Annotated in this window: 15 protein-coding genes; 8 read left to right on the forward strand and 7 right to left on the reverse strand. The window is 75.1% G+C overall.

Annotated elements, in window-relative coordinates; all coding sequences use genetic code 11:
- Nucleotides 1-78 precede the first annotated feature (78 nt).
- The 3 genes from ACIQK6_RS02760 to ACIQK6_RS02770 all read right to left on the reverse strand — a co-directional run bounded on the left by ACIQK6_RS02760 (nucleotide 79) and on the right by ACIQK6_RS02770 (nucleotide 2,374).
- Complete coding sequence (locus tag ACIQK6_RS02760) at nucleotides 79-582, reverse strand: SRPBCC family protein (RefSeq protein WP_329105647.1); 504 nt, start codon at nucleotides 580-582, stop codon at nucleotides 79-81.
- A 72-nt stretch (nucleotides 583-654) separates the two neighbouring features.
- Nucleotides 655-1,263 (reverse strand): hypothetical protein, encoded by a 609-nt coding sequence (locus tag ACIQK6_RS02765; protein WP_329105644.1) that lies wholly within the window; start codon nucleotides 1,261-1,263, stop codon nucleotides 655-657.
- 64 nt (nucleotides 1,264-1,327) lie between these two features.
- Nucleotides 1,328-2,374 (reverse strand): NUDIX domain-containing protein, encoded by a 1,047-nt coding sequence (locus tag ACIQK6_RS02770; RefSeq protein ID WP_329105642.1) that lies wholly within the window; start codon nucleotides 2,372-2,374, stop codon nucleotides 1,328-1,330.
- Between the two features lie 415 nt (nucleotides 2,375-2,789).
- Between ACIQK6_RS02770 and ACIQK6_RS02775 the strand changes: the two genes are divergently transcribed.
- The 5 genes from ACIQK6_RS02775 to ACIQK6_RS02795 all read left to right on the forward strand — a co-directional run bounded on the left by ACIQK6_RS02775 (nucleotide 2,790) and on the right by ACIQK6_RS02795 (nucleotide 10,968).
- Nucleotides 2,790-4,016, forward strand: a complete 1,227-nt coding sequence (locus tag ACIQK6_RS02775) for a DUF418 domain-containing protein (RefSeq protein WP_329105640.1) — start codon at nucleotides 2,790-2,792, stop codon at nucleotides 4,014-4,016.
- 68 nt (nucleotides 4,017-4,084) lie between these two features.
- Nucleotides 4,085-4,603 (forward strand): hypothetical protein, encoded by a 519-nt coding sequence (locus ACIQK6_RS02780; protein WP_329105638.1) that lies wholly within the window; start codon nucleotides 4,085-4,087, stop codon nucleotides 4,601-4,603.
- 80 nt (nucleotides 4,604-4,683) lie between these two features.
- Nucleotides 4,684-6,222, forward strand: a complete 1,539-nt coding sequence (locus tag ACIQK6_RS02785; RefSeq protein WP_329105636.1) for a hypothetical protein — start codon at nucleotides 4,684-4,686, stop codon at nucleotides 6,220-6,222.
- A 91-nt stretch (nucleotides 6,223-6,313) separates the two neighbouring features.
- The gene (locus ACIQK6_RS02790) at nucleotides 6,314-8,110 is read left to right on the forward strand and encodes an RNA ligase family protein (RefSeq protein ID WP_402694161.1); all 1,797 of its coding nucleotides are present in this window, start codon (nucleotides 6,314-6,316) and stop codon (nucleotides 8,108-8,110) included.
- Nucleotides 8,110-10,968 (forward strand): poly(A) polymerase, encoded by a 2,859-nt coding sequence (locus tag ACIQK6_RS02795; RefSeq protein ID WP_402694162.1) that lies wholly within the window; start codon nucleotides 8,110-8,112, stop codon nucleotides 10,966-10,968. The genes ACIQK6_RS02790 and ACIQK6_RS02795 overlap by 1 nt, the downstream gene beginning before the upstream one ends.
- A 104-nt stretch (nucleotides 10,969-11,072) precedes the next feature.
- Here ACIQK6_RS02795 and ACIQK6_RS02800 read toward each other — a convergent pair whose 3' ends face one another.
- The gene (locus tag ACIQK6_RS02800) at nucleotides 11,073-11,990 is read right to left on the reverse strand and encodes an NADP-dependent oxidoreductase (protein ID WP_329108188.1); all 918 of its coding nucleotides are present in this window, start codon (nucleotides 11,988-11,990) and stop codon (nucleotides 11,073-11,075) included.
- Between the two features lie 168 nt (nucleotides 11,991-12,158).
- Complete coding sequence (locus tag ACIQK6_RS02805; RefSeq protein WP_329105629.1) at nucleotides 12,159-13,235, reverse strand: RNA ligase (ATP); 1,077 nt, start codon at nucleotides 13,233-13,235, stop codon at nucleotides 12,159-12,161.
- Nucleotides 13,236-13,450: 215 nt separating this feature from the next.
- On the opposite strand from ACIQK6_RS02805, the gene ACIQK6_RS02810 reads away from it, so the two are divergent.
- Nucleotides 13,451-14,194 carry an SDR family NAD(P)-dependent oxidoreductase gene (locus tag ACIQK6_RS02810; RefSeq protein ID WP_402694163.1) on the forward strand — a complete coding sequence of 248 codons (744 nt, stop codon included), beginning with the start codon at nucleotides 13,451-13,453 and terminating at the stop codon, nucleotides 14,192-14,194.
- 345 nt (nucleotides 14,195-14,539) lie between these two features.
- Here ACIQK6_RS02810 and ACIQK6_RS02815 read toward each other — a convergent pair whose 3' ends face one another.
- Nucleotides 14,540-15,328 carry a peptidoglycan-binding protein gene (locus tag ACIQK6_RS02815; RefSeq protein ID WP_402694164.1) on the reverse strand — a complete coding sequence of 263 codons (789 nt, stop codon included), beginning with the start codon at nucleotides 15,326-15,328 and terminating at the stop codon, nucleotides 14,540-14,542.
- A gap of 483 nt (nucleotides 15,329-15,811) precedes the next feature.
- On the opposite strand from ACIQK6_RS02815, the gene ACIQK6_RS02820 reads away from it, so the two are divergent.
- Nucleotides 15,812-16,249 carry a hypothetical protein gene (locus tag ACIQK6_RS02820; protein ID WP_329105623.1) on the forward strand — a complete coding sequence of 146 codons (438 nt, stop codon included), beginning with the start codon at nucleotides 15,812-15,814 and terminating at the stop codon, nucleotides 16,247-16,249.
- 68 nt (nucleotides 16,250-16,317) lie between these two features.
- Nucleotides 16,318-17,160 (forward strand): MerR family transcriptional regulator, encoded by an 843-nt coding sequence (locus ACIQK6_RS02825; protein ID WP_402694285.1) that lies wholly within the window; start codon nucleotides 16,318-16,320, stop codon nucleotides 17,158-17,160.
- Nucleotides 17,161-17,212: 52 nt separating this feature from the next.
- On the opposite strand, the gene ACIQK6_RS02830 is transcribed toward ACIQK6_RS02825, so the two are convergent.
- Complete coding sequence (locus ACIQK6_RS02830; protein ID WP_266600301.1) at nucleotides 17,213-17,509, reverse strand: hypothetical protein; 297 nt, start codon at nucleotides 17,507-17,509, stop codon at nucleotides 17,213-17,215.
- Between the last annotated feature and the right edge of the window lie 23 nt (nucleotides 17,510-17,532).

Raw genomic sequence — 17,532 nt, forward strand, 5'->3', positions numbered from 1 at the left:
GGGGACCGCGGAGAGCCGGGCCGTACGGGACGACCGGGGGCGCGATCGCGGACGCGTACCGGCCCTCCGCGTCGCGCCTCAGACCTCGCCCGCCTCCTGCTCCGCTTCCGGCAGCGGAGCGCCGGTCTCCAGCAGGGTCTTGAGGCTGGACGCGAGCATCGGCCAGGCCCGTCCGCACATGCCGATCAGCGTTCCGCCGGGTTCGAAGTCCTCGTGCCGGATGGTCAGTCGTGCGAGGGTGTCGCCGACGGGCTCGATCTCGTACGTCACCTTCGTGCGGCGCTCCTTGGCCAGTTCGGCCCGCAGTTCCTCGCCGATCCCGACCGAGGCCGCCCACTGGGGGGTGAAGGTGTGCCAGGTGTAGGAGAGCAGGCGGTCCGGGACGCAGTCGAGGACCACCTGCTCGGGGTCGCTGGTACGAGCCCCCCGCTCGACCCAGTCCATCGGCGAGCCCACCGCCCAGTCGGTCTCGAAGCTCAGCCCCCAGTACCGGCGGGTGAAGGCGGGCTCGGTGAGGGCCTGCCAGACCCTGGCGGGATCTGTCTGGATGTACAGGGTGTAGGTGATCGCGCTGTCGCTCATGGCCCCATGCTGCGGGACCGCGGACCGCGGACGCCGGATTTCCCGATCATGGCGGTGACCAAACGGGGCGGGTCAGTACACGTGGAAAGCCAGCCCGCACAGCCCGAGGCCGGCCCGCACCGCGGCCCGCCAGACACGCAGCGGGCCGTCCAGGACGCTTTCGCGGGGCTCGGGGTCCAGCCAGACCTGCTCCTGCGCCCGCGCCCGCTCCGCCGGGCCGAATCCGAAGGCCCGCTCCACGGCGGGCAGGGCCCGCCGCGCTTCGGCGGCGGTCAGCAGGAAGTTCCCGCACCAGCCGGGCAGCAGGACCGCGCGCTCGGGGCCGACGGCGTGGAACAGTGCGCTGACCGGGTGCGCCTTGCTGTGCACCGACACGAACATGAGCTCCTGGTCCGGTTGTCGCTCCCAGACGTCGTCCACGAACGGGAACTCGCACAGGTCGTCGACGTGGCGGCCGGGGCGGGTCAGGTCCTGGAAGGAGCGGATCGCCTCGTCCTCGGCCGGGGTGCAGGTCCACCAGGTGCGGTGGTCGGGGAGCGGGGCACGCTGCCAGGCGGCCAGGCGGCGGCGGGCGTGCGGGCAGCTGCGGTCGGCCTCGATGGCCGCCGCCGTCCGCGGCGCGAGGTCCGCGATCACGGAGTCCTCGTGGCAGCTGATCGACCAGGCGCTGGTGAAACCCATGCGGTCGACGGTAGGGGGCGCCACTGACAACGCCGCGGACACCACCGCCGTCACCAGGGACACCTCAGCGACGGACGTCCTCCCCGGGAAGTTCGGTGGGTGGGGTGCGGGCGGGGACGGGGAGGCCGAAACGGGCGCGGGCGGCGTGGACCGCCGTGAGCTCGTCGTCGCCCGCCCGTCCCCAGTCGCTCAGTTCGCGGACCTGTTCGGGGGTGGCCAGCAGGCGCGCGTACGCCGCGTCCGTGCCCGGGGGGAGGACGGTGAGGCGGGCCGCGGTGCGGGCGTGGGCGCCCTGCTCGCCGTCCCGGTAGCCGAGCGGGACGGCGTCCTCGGTGGCTGCGGCCGTCGGGGGCGGGAGGTGGACGGCGCCGGTGGCCCGGGAGATCAGCACCAGGGCCCGGCCGTCGGGGGCGAACAGCCAGGCCGACAGGTCCCGCACGGGCAGCCGCTCCGGAACCGGGCCCGGGTGCCAGGCGCCGTGCTGCGGGATCCGCCGGGTGCGCAGGACCCCGAGCCGGTCGAGGGCGGTCGGCGCGGTGGGACGGCCGTCCTCGAGCAGGACTGCGCCGGAGCCGTTGATGCGGGCGCGCAGGGCGGACAGTGCGCGGCGGGCGTCGCCCGGGTCCATCAGGGCGGGCAGGTCGGCCGGTTCGGCGAAGTGGATGGCGGTGATCTCCTGGGCCGGGAGGCGGACGGCTTCGATCCGGTCGGGGGTCCAGGTGCCGCCGTCGTAGACGTGCAGGATCTCGCCGGGGAAGCGCATCTCGGGCGGGAAGCCCGGGGTGTCGGCCGGGATCCAGTCCACGGCGAGGCCGCGCGGGTAGCGGCCGTCGACGCCGAGTTCCTCGCGCAGCTCCCGGGCGGCCGCCGCGGACGGTGCCTCGCCGGCGTCCACGGCTCCGCCGGGAAGCAGCCGGTCGGCGCGGTAGTCGACGCTCTGGACGAGGATCCGGCCGTGGGTGTCGGTGACGAGGACGACGGCCGCGGTCCACACGGCGGCCCGCGAGGCCCCGTACTCCGCCGGGGTCATCCAGGTCCCCGTCCGCTCCCGCTCGTGTTCGTCGATCGCGTCGTGTTCGTCGATCGCGCCCTGGTCGGTCAGCTGCGGCATCGGACTCCGTTCACCGTGGGTGGACCTGCCGGACTGTGCAACAGCGGGCACGGCTCCCGGGTTACGGCGCCCGGCCCGCCCTCTCCGACGCCCCTCGCCTTTACCGCCCCTATACCTCCTTATTACTTGGTTATGTACTCCCTGGTACCTTCCGGATGCGGACTGGCGGCGTGAAAGCCGTCGGTCCGACCAGCTTTCAGGCACCGGACGGACCCGACGGACCCAGGAGGGACCCCCACATGCGACGCGCCTCCCCCACGGGCACCGGCACCCCGGCGGAACCCGGCAGGAGGTGGACCGCGACGGGGATCGCCGGTGCGGCCGCGGTGCCGCGGCCGTCGGCTTCGGCGGGCCGCTTCGGACGGGAGACGATGAAGACCCGTTGCACCCCGCGCGACCGCGTGACGTGCGGCGCGTGACGGGCCCGGGCGCGGGAGCGGCGGCGCCGCCGTCCGCGGGGTCCGGCGGCCGGCTGGCCGGGGTCGACGCCGTACGCGGACTGGCCGTCCTCGGCATGTTCGCCGTGCACGTCGGCCCCAGCCCGGAGCCGGAGGGCGCCGGATACCTCCTCGTCGCGGCCGACGGGCGCGCCCCGGCCCTCTTCACCCTGCTCGCCGGTTTCTCCCTGGTCCTCGCCCAGCGCGGGCTGGACCCGGCGCAGCGCCCGCAGGGCTGGGCGGACCGCTGGCGACCCCTACTGGTCCGCTGCGCGCTGCTGGCCGTACTCGGCGTGTGGCTGGCCTCGTTGTGGCCCGGGATCCTGGTCATCCTGGCCTTCTTCGCCGTGTACTTCCTGGCGGCCGAGCCCTTCACCCGGCTGTCGACTCCGGTGCTCACCGTCGTGGCGGGCGTCTCGGTGGTGGCGGGGCCGCTGCTGTCGTTCCTGCTGGGCCCGGTGTTCGGGTACGAGGCGTCCGGGCGCGGGCTGGTACCCGAGGTCGCCGATCTGGCCAGTTGGTCCGGGCTGGGTGCGGTGGTGCTGGAGCTGCTGCTCACCGGGGCCTATCCGCTGGCCACCTACTTCCCGTACGTCCTGGCCGGAATGGCGCTCGCCCGGCTGTGCGAGGTGCGGGAGCGGTCGGTGGCCCGGCGGATGGCGGTGTGGGGCACGGTGGCCGCCTTCGCCGGATACGGCTCCGCGTGGCTCGCGAGCCACGTGTTCGGCGCCCGGCAGCGGTTGCTGGAGGCGATCGCCGTGCACCATCCGGAGGCCCTGGCCGCGGCCGATCCCGTACGGGAGGTGTTGCAAGGCCAGTACGGCGCCGTGCCCAGCACCTCCTGGGACTGGCTGCTGGTGGCCGATCCCTACAGCCAGACCCCGCTCGAGACCCTGGGCAACGCGGGGGTGGGCTGCGCCCTCATCGGCCTGTGCGCGCTCGCCGCACGGCACGGGGTGGGTGCGCGCCTGCTGCGGCCGCTCACGGTGCTCGGGGCGATGGCGCTGAGCGCGTACGTCGTCCACGCGCTGGTGTTGGCCGGTCCGGCGCACGGCGCCGCGTCCTGGTCCGCCTGGCTGGCCTTCAGCGGCGCGGCCCTGGCCCTGACCTGGTCCTGGCAGCTGGTCTGGGCCGAAAGCCCGCTGCGCCGCGGCCCGGTGGAGCACGTGCTCCGGCTGGCCACGCGGGGGCGCAGCCGGGCCTGAACGCGCGCCGTCACCCGTCCGTGTGAGGGGGTTCGGCTCGCGCGGTGCCGGTACGGCAGGGTGGGCGGATGCAGCTGCGCCTCGCCCTGCCCGTGACCCTTGCCGCTCTCGTGTTGGCCACCGGGTGCCTGACGGTGCGTCCCACCGCTCCGCCGGCCGCGCCGCGACCGGCGGAGCCTGCGGCGGCCCGTACGCCGGTCCGGCAACCGGCACCCCTCGCGCTGCCGTTGAGCCCGCTCCCGGTATCGCCGGACACCTCCTTGCCCGTCCCACCGGCACCGCCCGCACCGCCCGCACCGCCCGCACCGCGCGTGCTCCGGGAGGCCGGGCCGGCTCCGGCTCCGGCTCTGGCACCGGCACCGGCGGCGGTCGAACGGCCGCATCGCCCCCACCGGGTCGACACGAAGCCCCCGCGCCCCCGGCGGCCCGCCAAGCGGGTGAAGACCGCGGCTCCGGCAAAGCCCCGCAAGCGGCCGCCGACACTGGTCAAGCCCCGGCCGGCGCCGCAGCGTCCGTACGACATGGCCTCCCTGTGCGAGGCGGCCAAGGGCACGGTGCATCCGTCCATCGTCGCCCTCTGCCGCTGAGTGCGCCCGGGGGCCGCCGCGGCCGCAGTCGCGGGGATACCCTCAAAGCCGCGGAACGGACGACACGGGGAGCCAAGAAGATGTACGAGGCGGGGCCGTCGGCGGTGGATGCCGTGCGGGCGCTCAGGGAACTGGCGCGGGAGCGACCGGACGAGCTGGAGCTGTTCGAAGGGTTCACGGACGCGGAGTTGGACGGTTGGGCCGTGGCGGTGCCCGAGGAGGTGCGGGGGGTCCTGCGGGAGATCGGCGGCTTGGAGACCGAGGACCACGAGTACCGCTTCGGACCGCGCGGCCGTGAGGTGTTCGCCGACGGCTGCTGGACCCTGGGGGAAACCGACTTCGGTGAAGGCTCGCTGATCGTGGGGGTCGGGGGCACCGGCTGGGGGCCCGTCGTGGCCGTCAATCCGTGGGGGTCCGACCCCGATGTCACCGTCGAGGCACCGGACTTCACCGCATGGCTCGCCGGGTTCGCCGAACGGTTCGCGGACGGGGTGGCGGACCGGCCGCGGGGGAGGTTCTCCGTGCCGGCCACCTCCACCGTCGAACTCGCCGAGGGAGCGGAAGGGGGCGAGGGGGACGAGGGGGGCGAGGGGCTCGACGGCGAGCTCGTCGCGCTCGTCGGCCGCGGTGACCCGCTCACCGATCTCGTCGATCTGCACGGCCTGCCGGGCTATCCGTGCGCCGTGGACTGGGAGCCGTACTTCTCGACCTTCCACGACACGGCCGACACCGGAAGCAGCGAGATCCAGTTCCAGATCGTGGGTGAGGGCAGGGCCCTCCTGTTGCGCAGCGTGGTCAGCGGGGACTTCCTCGGCCGGGCCGTGCGCCGCCACCGCGTGCCGGCCGATGCCGCTCGGCGTGCGGTGGCCGAGCTGCGGGAACTGGCCGACGAACGGCCCGGCTTCGTCGTGCTCGATGCGGGGTGCGCCGACTCCGTCATGGACGGCTGGGCGGTACCGGTCCCCGAGGAGGTCCGGACCGTGCTCCGGGAGATCGGCGGGGTGGCGATCGCGGGACTTCCGGCCCTGCGGCTGCTGCCCGGGGCGCCCGAGCACGCGGTGGACCCCGAACTGCACCGCATGCTGGGCGGCGACGGTTCGTACTGGCCGCTCGCCCGGATCGACCACGGGCGCGACCACGCCCTGGCGCAGATCCGCATCGACCCGGCGACCGGCCGGTGGGGGTACGTGGTGTCCGTGCCCGGCAACGGCGAGAGCCTGCGGGAGTACCCGGAGCTGGCCCTGCTCGCCGAGTCCCTGCCGGACCTGCTGCTGACCTTCGCACGGCTGGCCCGGCGGGCCGCGGCGGGCCCTGACTTCGCCGCGCGGATGGCCCGGGACACCCGGTGGTTGTTCCCCAACACCGGGGAGCCGTGGCCGCGGCCCGCCCCGGTTGGTGAGTGGGCCGGTTCGGCGGACCCGCTGCTCGCGGCGGCCACCGAGCTCCCGGACGGAACGCACGCCGCCGACCTGCGGGCCGTACCGATCCCGAGCGACCTGTGCTTCTACCGGGCGGCCGGCTGGCCGTACGCGGCCCGGCTGGAGCGGCTGCACTTCGCGGCGGCCGGCCAACTCGCCGCAGCCGTGCCGGTGCCGCCACCGGTATCGGTACCGGGCTGACAGGATGGCCTGCGGCTGGTGATATCGGGTGGATGCGTCCGGTCGGGTTACCTACAGTGACGAGGTACCCGATGTCGAGCAGGAGCGGACCATGCGCATCCACTATCCCCGTACGCCGCACCTCCCCTGGTCCCCCGGGGCGGCGGCGGACGACGTCCGGGCCGTCGGACTGGCGGGGTTGGTCGGGCGCGAGGTCGTGGTGACCGAGAAGCTCGACGGGGAGAACACGACCCTGTACGCGGACGGGCTGCACGCCCGCTCGCTCGACTCGGCGCACCACCCCTCGCGCGCCTGGGTCAAGGGCCTCCAGGGCCGTATCGGCCCCGGGATCCCGGCCGGGTGGCGGGTGTGCGGGGAGAACCTCTACGCCCGGCATTCGATCCCGTACGAGGACCTGGACAGCTGGTTCTACGGGTTCTCCGTGTGGGACGGGGAGCACTGCCTGGACTGGGACCGGACCGTACGGTTCCTGCACGGTTTGGGCGTGCCCACCCCGCGCGTCCTGTGGCGGGGCACCTTCGACGAGCGCGCGCTGCGCAAGCTGAAGCTCGACACGACGCGTCAGGAGGGGTACGTCGTACGGACGGCGGCCGGTTTCGCGCGCGAGGACTTCGGCCGGTGCGTGGCCAAGTGGGTGCGGGGCGGCCACGTGCAGACCAGTACGCACTGGATGTTCGCGCAGGTCGTGCCGAACGGGCTGGGACCGACGGCCGCGTTGTGGGCGGTGCGCTCGGGGGCCGAGGCCGATGTGCCCGGGCTGTCCGCCGCTCTCGGGATGCCCGGGACCGGCACCACCGGAGCCGCCGGCAGCACCGGGGCCGCCGCCGCGGACGAGGTGGCCGAGGTCGTGGCCCGGATCGACGGGGCGGGGCGGACCGGGGAGGACCGGCTGGCCGGGGTCCTGGCGGCCGTGCTCCACCGCGAGCCGCGGGCCACGATCGCGGCACGGATCGCGGCGGGCCCGGCCGGTATGCGGCTCGCGCGACGGGTCGCCGATCTGGTGGGGCTGTACCCGTACCTGCAGCGGCCGTTCCCGGACGAGGACCGGCGGGCCGGGCTGGTCCGGATGGCCGCCGCGGCCGATCTCGGCGTGCTGCACGCGCTGGCCGGGGCGCTGGCGGACGGGCCGGAGGCGCGGGAGTGCGCGCAATGGTCGGAGCTGTGCGCCGAGGAGGCCGGGCTGCTCGGCCCGGATCCGCTGGAGGCCCTGCGCGCCGGGCTGCGCGAGGCGCTCGCTGGGCTGGGCACGGAGGCTGCGGACCGCTGCTGGGCCGAGGCCCGGCGGGCCTTCGCGCGGGGCGCGATCTCGGGGTCGGCGGTGGAGGAAGCGGTGGCGGCGACGTGGCAGTGGCGTGACGGAACGTTTCCGCGACTAGTGCAGTTGTGCGGGCCCTCGGGCAGCGGGAAGAGCACGTTCGGCCGCGAACTGCCCGGGGTGGACGCGTACATCGGTCTGGACGATCTGCGCACGGCCCGAGGTGCCCGTGCGGACCAGGGGGCCAACGCCGAGGTGTTGAGCGAGGGCCTGGACCGGCTGGACGCGGCCCTGGCCCGCGGCGGGACGGTGGTGTGGGACGCCACCTCGCTCACCGACCAGCAGCGCGGCCTGGCGGGTTCGGTCGCACGGCGCCGCAACGCGCTGGTCACCCACGCCGTGGTGCTCGTGGAGAAGGCGGAGTTGGTGCGGCGCAACGGGGTGCGCCCGCATCCGGTGCCGCCGCAGGTGCTCACCTCGCAGGTGCACCGGTTCAACCCGCCGTACGCCGGTCAGGCGCACCGTACGTGGTACATCGGTGCGGCCGGGGTCGTGGAGGACACGGCGGGCGGCCTCGCGGCCGCGCCTGCGGACACGAAACCGGGACAGGGACAGGGACAGGGGCCGTACTGATGCGTACCAGCGAGGAGCTCTACCACCAGGTCCGCTGGGACTCCCGGTTCGATCCGGCCCGGTTCGTGCTCGGCCTGCTCCAGCGCGGGGCCGCGCCGAAGCGGGTCCCGCTGCCCTCCTTCGTGCCCGGCGGCGACATCCCCTGGCACCGGGTGCTGTTCGTCGAGGCGGACGGTGAGCTGGTGTGGGACCGCGCCACCGGCGTGGACCGGATCGATGTCACCGCGGCGGGCCGGGTTCGCGATCCGCGGCTGCTGCGGGCTCCGTTCTTCACCGCCCGGACCCCGCACGCGTGGGACCCGGCGGGCGGCGGCGCCTGGCGGCCCGCCGAGCCGGTGCCCGGGGGCGGGACGGCCGTCGCGCCCGCCTCGGTGCAGCTGCTGACCTGGAACACGCTCTGGGACCGGTACGACGCCCCGCGCATCTCGACCGCCCGGCGCAGGCCGCTGCTGCTGGCCGATCTCGCGGCCGCGGATGCCGATGTCATCGCGCTGCAGGAGGTCGAACCCGAGCTGCTCGGCATGCTGCTGGCGGCGCCGTGGGTGCGGGCCTCGTACACCCTCGGTACGGATCCGGGCGGCCCGGACGTCGCCGAGTGCGGGCTGCTGCTGCTCAGCAGGCTTCCGGTGCGGGAGGCGGGGAGGCACCTGCTCCGTCCGCACAAGGCGGTCACCGCGGTCACGGTGGACACCGCGGCCGGCCCGCTGGTCGTCTCGAACACCCACCTGACCAGCGACCACACCGAGAACGGGGACGTCCGGCGGGAGGCCGAACTGGCGCGGCTCGCCGAGGGACTGGGCGGCATCGGGGCCGGGGTGGCGCTGCTGGGCGACTTCAACGACGGTCGCCACGGCGCCTGGGGTCCCGCGGCCGCGCTCGGCATGCGGGATGCTTGGAGCGACGTGCACGGGGCGGCCGACGACACGCCGACCTTCGACCCGGTGGCCAATCCGCTGGCCGCGGTGGGCTCGCTGTCGGGGCGGGCGGCCCGGCTGGACCGGATCCTGCTGCGGTCCACCCCGGCACGGGTGACCCGGGCCGCGCTCCGCGGCGACTCCCCGGCATCCGAGGGGCTGTTCATCTCCGACCACTTCGGTGTGGAGGCGACGGTGAAGTTCGGGGAGCGGGGCGGTGCTCCCGCGCGCCTGGACGTACCGGCGACGGCACGGACGGCCGTGGCATGGCTCGCACCGCCCCTGCCGGAGGCGGTTCGGGAGCTGCGCCGCGAACTCGACCCGCAGGCCGGGCGCTGGCCCGCGCACGTGAACCTGCTCTTCGGCTTCGTCCCGGAGTCCTCCTTCGCCGAGGCGGTGCCGCTCCTCGCGGAGGCGGCCGCCGCGACCGGGCCGTTCCCCGTCCGGTTGGAGGGCGTGCACAGCTTTGGACACCGTGAGGACGCCACCGTCTGGCTGGACCCGGCAGCGGCCGGTGAGGCGCCGTGGCAGGAGCTCCGGAGCGCCCTGGCGGAGCGGTTCCCGGGCTGCCGGGGGCGTACGGGCGATCACCACGGCTACACCCCTCATCTGACGCTGGGGCGCAGCCGGGACCCGCAGCGCGCGGTCGCGGCCTTCGCGGCGCGGCTCGGCGGCCCGGTGGCCGCGCGGGTCGGGGAGCTGGCCGTCCTCTCGCGGCGCGGGGACGGGCCGATGCGGGTCCGGGCGACGGTGGCACTGGGTACGGGCGAGGTCCGCCTGGAGCCGGAGACCGCGGGCCGGCCCGGGACCGCGGTCCCGGAGGAGGCCGCCGGGGCGGTCACCGCGCGCGTCCGGGCGGCCCTGGGCGGCGCACAGGTGCACGTGACCGGGTCCCGCCGCATGGGCTGCGCGCTGCCGGAGGCCGACCTGGACCTGGTGGCGGTGCTGCCCGGGCCGGGCGATGTGGCCCTCGTACGGGACCGGGTGGCGGCGGCGCTGCCCGAGGCGGGGCGGCTGCGGGAGGTGACGGGAGCGCGGGTGCCGGGGCTGCGGTTCAGCGTCGGCGGGCTGTCGGTGGACCTGGTCGCGGTGGCCACCGGCGGGCTGGATCCGGCGCAGGCAGTGGCACGGCGGGCGGAGCTGGGCGAGGCGGCCGCGCTCGCGCTGAGCGCGGTCAGCGACGCCGATGCCGTACGGGAACGGGTGGGAACGGAGCGGCACGCCGCGTTCGCCGGGCTGGCACGGCGGGTGAAGGCGTGGGCGCGGGCCCGCGGGCTGGACTCGGCGCCGTTCGGCGGGCTGCCCGGGCTGGCCTGGGCGGTGCTCGCGGCGCGCACGGTGGAGGAGGTCGGAGTGCTGCCGCCCGACGCCCTGCTGCGCGAGTTCTTCGGCAGGTGGGCCGCCTGGGACTGGCGGGTGCCCGTCTCGCTGTCGGCGGCGGGCCCGGGCGCGGCGGAGGGCGGGCCGGACGCGGTCACGGTCCTCACCCCTTCGGAGCCGGTGCGCAGTTGCACGGCCCAGGTCGGGCCGGGCCTGCGCGACCTGCTGGTCCAGGAGTTGTACGCGGCCTGGGAGCTGCTGGAAGCCGGCCCCGTGGACGCCGTGTGGGCCCCGGGGCCACCGCCGCTGCACCGTCGGCACGCCGCCTGGGCGGTGGTGACCGTACGGACGGCCTCCGAGGCGGAGTTCGAGGAGACCTTGGGCCGGGTGCGCGGACGGCTGCGGGCCCTGCTCGGCGCGCTGGAGGAGGCCGGTGCCGCGGATGCGCACGCCTGGCCCCGGCCCTTCGAGTCGGGCCCGGCCCTGGCCTGCTACGCGATCGGCCTCGGCGCGGCTCCGCCGGACGCGGCGCGCCTGGCCTCCCTGGCCGGCCCCTGGCGGACCGGCCTGGCGGGGGTCGAGGTCTCCTGGGCGGCCGGCGGCGAGGTGCCGGACCTGGTGTGAGGAGTGAGCGCGCAGGGGTCCGGGGTCACGGGTCCGGGGTCACGGGTCCGGGGTCACGGGTCCGGGGTCACGGGTCCGGGGTCACGGGTCCGGGGTCACGTGGATCAGATCTCGATGATGATCTTCCCTGCCGTGTGACCTCCCTGGCTCAGCTCGAAGGCGGCCGCCAGCTCGCCCAGCGGGAAGGTCGTCGCGACCGGCACCTTCAGCTGTCCGCTGTCGGCGAGCCGCCCCAGTTCGGCCAGGTCGCTACCGACCGGGCGGACCCACATCCACTCGCCGCCCGCACCGAGCACACTGGGGTCGGCGATGGATGCGTGCCGGCCGTCGTCGTGCAGCACCTCCCGGGTGACGGCGCCGACGCCGCCGACGAAGTCCGCGACGACCGTGGGGCCGTCGGGTACGAGGGCCCGTACGCGCGCGGCGAGCCCGTCCCCGTACTCGACGGGTTCGGCGCCGAGTTCGCGTACCCGGTCGTGGTTGCGCGGGGAGGCGGTGCCGATGACCCGGGCGCCCAGTGCGCGGGCGATCTGCACGCCGAAGGAGCCGACGCCGCCCGCCGCGCCGTGGATGAGGACGGTGTCGTCCTTGCCGGTGCCCAGGCGGGTGAGCAGCTGGTAGGCGGTGAGCCCGGCGAGCGGGAGTCCGGCGGCCTCGGCCCAGGTGAGGGAGGTGGGCTTGTGCGCGAGGGCGCGCACGGGGACGGTGACGAACTCGGCGAAGGTCCCGCCGTGCACGTAGTCCTTGCGGGCGTACGCGATGACCTCGTCGCCCTCGGCGTATTCGGGGGTGTCGATGCCGACCCGCTCGACGGTGCCGGACACGTCCCAGCCGGGGACCACCGGGTAGACCACGTCCATCAGGGGGTCGAGCCCGCCCGCCATGATCTTCCAGTCGACGGGGTTGACCGCGGCGCACTTGACCCGGACGAGGACCTCACCGGGTCCGACCTTGGGCATCGGCAGCCGGGTCTCGGAGAGCACCTCCGTCCCGCCGTACGTCTCGTACGCCATCGCCCGCATGGTTTCCTGGCTGCTGCCGCCCGACTGGGACATGTACCCGGCCTCTCCGTGTGCTGGTGGAACCCGCCCCTGGCCCATCCCACCATGCACGAAGCGCCCGCCCCACGAAGCGGGGCGGGCGCGGCGCGGCGCGGCGCGGCGCGGCAGAGCGCGGCAGGGCGCGGGGGCTCACTCGTACTCGGTGCCGCCCTTGCGGGTCAGGTACGCCGGGCTAACCGCCTTGGCGATGGCGCGGCCGCCCGTGACCGGGCTGTACCGTTCCGCCGACGGCCGGATGACGACACCCTCCCGCAGGTGCACGGCCTTGCCGGAGACGGTCTCGCGGCCGCTCGCCAGTTCCAGCACCGTGTCGAGGTCGTACGGGCCCTCGTACAGCCGTGGTACCAGCGGAAGCTCACCGTCCGTCAGGACGGCGGCCGGGTCCAGCCAGCACGTCTGCCCGTCGATCTCGGCGGAGACGTCGAAGACGGCGTATCCGGGTGGCGCGTCGGCGGTACGGACGTCGGTCCCGTACGACAGGTCCTGGACGCCCTTGCCGTACACCTCGCCGAAGATCCCGACCCGGGTCGCGCCGAGGCGGTGGGCCAGGGCGGCCGCGACGGCCGCCACGCCGTGCCCGCGTACGGCCCGCCAATAGAGGTTGCGCTCGTCCTCCTTGAGCGCCAGCCCCTTCGAGCCGAACCCCTTGGAGGAGACGAAGGACCGCTCGCCCTCGGCCACGTACGTGAACAGGCAGGCGGTGCCGTGCAGTTTCTCGGTGAGGACGACCGGCTCGCCGGGCTCGAAGATATGCGGGTAGCGCTGGAGGTTCTCGATGTCGACCCACGGCATCAGGTCGGCGGCGGCTTCGACGTCACCGTTCATGGTCGTGGGTATGGGCGGGGCCCATTTGGTGATGCCGAGCAGTTCCGCGAAGTCCGTCCCTTCCTCGGCCGCCTGCGCCAGGTCCACGTCGGCGAGCGCGCGCGGCCGGCACACCAGTCCTTGCGAGAGTTCGCCGCGCAGCCGTACCGCCTTGACCCGGTCGGCGGAGCCGCCCGCGAGCCGCCCGGTGAGGCCGAGCTCCTCGATCAGATCCGCCGGCAGCACCGCCTGTTCGGGGATGTAGACCGCGTACTCACCCGTGCGGTAGGCGTCCTTGGCGATCACGGCGCGATACAGGCCTACCTGGGCCAGTTCCAGCGCATCCGCGTTCGGGTGCTCGTGGACGGTCAGTTCTTCGGCGGTGACGCGCAGGGTCGACATGGGACGGCTCCAACAGTGATCGGGGACACGGACGACGCCCGGTGGTGCGGTGCGTCGGTGACGACCACTCTGCTTCTGGCCATTTCCGCTGGTCCAGCGAATATCACGGTGTTAGCCTGCCCGCCCCGGCGCGCCGCTGGCGCCCCTGGCGTCGCTGCGCCCCTGGCGTCGCTAGGGCGCCGCTGTCCCAGGTTCCGTGTCCCGCAGGAGGCCCCATGTCAGCTCGTCCGGTCACCGTCGTCACCGGCGGCAGCAGGGGCATCGGTGCGGCGACCTGTCTGCGGCTGGCCGCCGACGGGCACGATCTGGCGCTCGGTTACACCCGCGACGCGGCGGCGGCCGGGGCCGTCGCCGAGCAGGTGCGGGCCGCCGGGGCACGCTGTGTGACCGTGCGCGGTGACATTTCCGAGGAGTGCGCCGTCGAGCGGCTCTTCGACATCGCCGGCGCCGAACTCGGCCGGGTGACCGGGCTGGTGAACAACGCCGGGGTGACGGGCCCGCTGGGCCGGCTCGCCGATGCCCGCACCGAGGACCTGCGGCGGGTCGTCGAGGTGAACCTCCTCGGGTATCTGCTGTGCTGCCGCCGGGCCGCCCGGGACATGGCGGAGGGCGACGGCGGGGCGATCGTGAACGTCTCCTCCACGGCCGCCACCCTCGGCAGTCCCGGGGAGTACGTGCACTACGCAGCGACCAAGGCGGCCGTCGACGCGCTCACCGTGGGGCTCGCCAAAGAGCTCGGCCCGGACGGGATCCGGGTCAACGCCGTGGCTCCGGGCATCATCGAGACCGACATGCACGCGGCCATGGGCGATCCCGACCGTCCGGCGAAGGCCGCGGCGGGGATCCCGCTCGGCCGGCCCGTCCGGCCCGAAGAGATCGCCGGGGCGGTCGCCTGGCTGCTCTCCGCGGACGCCTCGTACACGACGGGCACGGTGCTGCGGGTCTCCGGCGGCCGCTGATCCCGCGGGGGCCGACGGTTCCAGGGTTCAGATCCACCCTCCCAGGCTGAACAGCGCCATCAAGAGCAGCAGCACGACGACGACGGCGGTGAAGCAGGACATTGCGAATGCCTTCGCCACCCTGTGCTCGTCCGGCGGGGGCGGGGGTGCGGGCACCGGTCGGGGGTGCGGGGGCGGCGGCGGGCCGGGCGGTGGGACCGGGACGGACAAGGAAACCCCCTTGGGCACGGGTACGGATGGCACGGGAACGAAGCGCTCGAAAGCGCCCGTTCTGCGTTCACCAGTAGCCTGACACGAGATTTGAACGCGTTCAATCCCCACGGGGTCGGAGGGTGCGGCGGTCGGTCAGCCCATCGCCGCCTGGGTGGCCGGACCGTAGACGCCCGGAGGGTCGCCCTTGATGGAGCGGTCGCGCTGCAGCTGGCCGACGCCGCGCTTGGTCTGGCTGTCGTAGACCCCGGTGACGGAGACGTACGTGAACCCCTGCCCGTGGAGCAGCTCCTGAAGGGCGCGCACCTCGGGGCCGCTGTCGCCCATCCGCAGCGTTCCGGGAGAGCTCGGCGGGCTAGGGACCGAAGCGCTGGGCGACGAGGGCGGTTTCGGGCCCCGGCTCGCGGCGGCGCCCGGTTCTCGGGAGGGAGCCGGCGAGCCGGCGGCAGAGGTGGAGGCGGACGGTGCGGACGCGGTCGGGCCGGGCCCGCCGGTCTCGGGGACGGAGTCCGGACCGTGCCCCGGGAGCCTCGGTACGGACAGCTCGGCGGGCGCCCCGGCCCGGGGCGGCTGCGGGTCGGGGCCGCCCAGCAGGAGCACCAGGGCGCCCACCGCGGCGAGCGCCAGCAGGGTCAGGACGGCGAACGGGAGCCGGCTGCGACGACCCCGGCCGGCACTGCGGCCCGCAGTCGGGTCGGGAGCGGAACCGGGCGCGGGAACGGGCGCGGGAACGGGAACGGAAGCGGAAACGGCGACGGGAACGCCGGGTTCCTGGACGTGCGCGGGGCCGGGGAAGGCGAGGGGGCCGGTCTGCGGCCAGGCGGGCGCGCTCGATCGGGGCGGTGGGCCCGAGGGGGCGACGTACGGGCGTACGAACAGGTGGTCGTCGGGGACGATCCCGCTCTCATCAGGGTCCTGGCGCATGGTGGTTTCCCGGCGGGAACGGGGGCCGGCGCGGCGGTGCGGCGCCGGCCCCCGCCCGGTCGGTCAGGCTCCGTGCCGCCGGGCGGCGGGAGACGGGGCCGCACCGGCGGCGGGGGCGCCGGGCGTCCCGAGTAGGTCGTCTGCGTTGCGCGCCGGAGGACCGTCGATTTCGGCCGGGTCGATCGACGGGCGAACGGATATGGGCATCTGACGTCTCTCCGAAGTGCGGCTCACGCTGTGGTCCTCGATCGGCGCACTCTTGCCCTCCGGCGGGGGCCGGGTCAAGCCGGGTGTCCGATCCGCCCCCGTCCATCCGATCTGTCGCGCATGCCGCTCCCGCAGCGCCCGCCCGCCCGCCCGCCCCACACGGTGACGGCCGCCGCGAGCGTCCCCACACACCCCGTTCCATTCCCGCCGGACGGGTTTCACCCGCACGCGTGAGAGGGAAACCGGTCCGGCCCGGCCGTACGGCAAGGTGGTCGGATGCAGTTGCGCCGGGCCGTGCCCCTCTCCCTCGTCGTGCTCCTCGCCAGCACCGGCTGCGTCTCCGTCGGGCCCCGGGATCCGGATCCTGCTCCCGTGCGCGGATCCGTACCGCCGGCCGAGGCACCCGAGGTCCCGACGCCCCGGGCCCTGCCGTTGGGGGCCCTGCCCGAGGCCACCGCGCCCGCTCCGGACGCGGCCCGGGAGCCGGGCGCGGGCCCGGGGCAGGTCCCGAAGTCGGCTCCGGAGCCGGAGCCCCCGCGCGAGCGGGCCGCGAAGGCGGCGCCGCCCCGGCGCAAGCGGACGCCCGGGTCGGCAACGGCTCATCCGCGGCGGCGGCCGGTCCCGCCGCCCCGCCTGGACCAGTTGTGCGCGGCCGCGGAGGGCGCGGTACCGCCGTCCATCGTCGACCTCTGTCTGCGGCAGTACGGCCGCTGACCGCCGCGTCCGTCGCCGGTGCGAAGCTTGACCCTCCCCCTGTGTCAGACCTTGTAGTGGAGAGCGTCATGTTCACCATCGGAGACTTCGCCAAGCACGGCCGGGTGTCGGTCCGCATGCTGCGTCACTACGACGCTCTCGGACTGCTGCGCCCGGCGCGTGTCGACCCCTTCACCGGCTACCGCTCCTACGAGGCCGGGCAGCTCGCCCGCCTCAACCGGATCATCGCGCTCAAGGAACTCGGCTTCTCCCTCGACCAGGTGGGGACGATCCTCGGCGAGCGGGTGGGTGCGGAGGAACTGCGCGGCATGCTGCGGCTGCGGCAGGCCGAGTTGGAGACCGCCATGGCCGCCGCGGCGGCCCGGCTGGTCCAGGTCGAGGCGAGGCTCCGGACCATTGAGGAAGAGGGAACCATGCCCGCTGACGACATCGTCGTGAAGAGCCTTCCGGCCGTGCGGCTCGCCGAGCTGATCGGCACGGCCGCGAGTTACGAACCGCAGGACATCGGGCCGGTCATCGGGCCGCTCTACGCGGAGCTGTGCCGCCGGATCGAGGAGGCCGGGGTCGTCCCGACCGGCCCCGGCACCGCCTACTACGAGGATGCGGCCGCCGGTGGACCCACGGGGGCGGTCCTCGTCCATGCCGGCCTGCCGGTGGCGCCTTCGGTCCGCGCCGAGGACCTCGGGGGTGAGGTACGGATCGTCACGCTGCCGGCGGTGGAGCGGGCCGCCACCGTGGTGCACCGCGGCTCGATGGACGGCGTGCTGCCGACGTCGCAGGCCCTGGCACGGTGGATCGACGCGCACGGGCACCGCTCGGCCGGGTACGCGCGCGAGCTGACCCTGGCCTGCCCCGAGGACCCGGACCGGTGGGTCACCGAACTCCAGGAGCCCCTGGCCGCCGCGTCCTGAAACCCACGCCCCACGCCCCACGCCCCGCGCACCCCCGGCGAGCCCCGGACCCTCAGGGGCGGCGTCCGCAAGCGCGGGCGCACCGCCGGGCCGTGTCGCGCCGGGCCGTGCGCAGCCTGCGCACGGTGTTGTGGCCGCGCCGCTTCCATTCACCCCGGGGCAGCGCGGCCCGCTGGCCGCCGCCCGCAATCAGGGCGTTGACCGGGGTCATCGGGTCGGCGGCCATCGCCTTGGCGAACAGGACGCCCACGACGAGCGGGACCAGGGCCACGGCCAGGGCCGAGCCGGCGGTGGTCACGTGCTGCATGCGCGGGCTGGCGGCCCGGCCGCTCGGGGCGTCTGAAGTCATGTCCCCATTCGACCAGCGGAGCG

It is taken from the genome of Streptomyces sp. NPDC091682, from assembly GCF_044756625.1.
GTDB lineage: Bacteria > Actinomycetota > Actinomycetes > Streptomycetales > Streptomycetaceae > Streptomyces.

What these genes read in the sequence shown, in the direction of transcription:
- ACIQK6_RS02810 (WP_402694163.1), top strand. Translation starts at nt 13,451, where the DNA reads ATGTCAGCTCGTCCGGTCACCGTCGTCACCGGCGGCAGCAGGGGCATC.
- ACIQK6_RS02805 (WP_329105629.1), bottom strand. Translation starts at nt 13,235, where the DNA reads ATGTCGACCCTGCGCGTCACCGCCGAAGAACTGACCGTCCACGAGCAC.
- ACIQK6_RS02825 (WP_402694285.1), top strand. Translation starts at nt 16,318, where the DNA reads ATGTTCACCATCGGAGACTTCGCCAAGCACGGCCGGGTGTCGGTCCGC.
- ACIQK6_RS02760 (WP_329105647.1), bottom strand. Translation starts at nt 582, where the DNA reads ATGAGCGACAGCGCGATCACCTACACCCTGTACATCCAGACAGATCCC.
- ACIQK6_RS02770 (WP_329105642.1), bottom strand. Translation starts at nt 2,374, where the DNA reads ATGCCGCAGCTGACCGACCAGGGCGCGATCGACGAACACGACGCGATC.
- ACIQK6_RS02800 (WP_329108188.1), bottom strand. Translation starts at nt 11,990, where the DNA reads ATGCGGGCGATGGCGTACGAGACGTACGGCGGGACGGAGGTGCTCTCC.
- ACIQK6_RS02785 (WP_329105636.1), top strand. Translation starts at nt 4,684, where the DNA reads ATGTACGAGGCGGGGCCGTCGGCGGTGGATGCCGTGCGGGCGCTCAGG.
- ACIQK6_RS02765 (WP_329105644.1), bottom strand. Translation starts at nt 1,263, where the DNA reads ATGGGTTTCACCAGCGCCTGGTCGATCAGCTGCCACGAGGACTCCGTG.
- ACIQK6_RS02820 (WP_329105623.1), top strand. Translation starts at nt 15,812, where the DNA reads ATGCAGTTGCGCCGGGCCGTGCCCCTCTCCCTCGTCGTGCTCCTCGCC.
- ACIQK6_RS02815 (WP_402694164.1), bottom strand. Translation starts at nt 15,328, where the DNA reads ATGCGCCAGGACCCTGATGAGAGCGGGATCGTCCCCGACGACCACCTG.
- ACIQK6_RS02780 (WP_329105638.1), top strand. Translation starts at nt 4,085, where the DNA reads ATGCAGCTGCGCCTCGCCCTGCCCGTGACCCTTGCCGCTCTCGTGTTG.
- ACIQK6_RS02830 (WP_266600301.1), bottom strand. Translation starts at nt 17,509, where the DNA reads ATGACTTCAGACGCCCCGAGCGGCCGGGCCGCCAGCCCGCGCATGCAG.
- ACIQK6_RS02795 (WP_402694162.1), top strand. Translation starts at nt 8,110, where the DNA reads ATGCGTACCAGCGAGGAGCTCTACCACCAGGTCCGCTGGGACTCCCGG.
- ACIQK6_RS02790 (WP_402694161.1), top strand. Translation starts at nt 6,314, where the DNA reads ATGCGCATCCACTATCCCCGTACGCCGCACCTCCCCTGGTCCCCCGGG.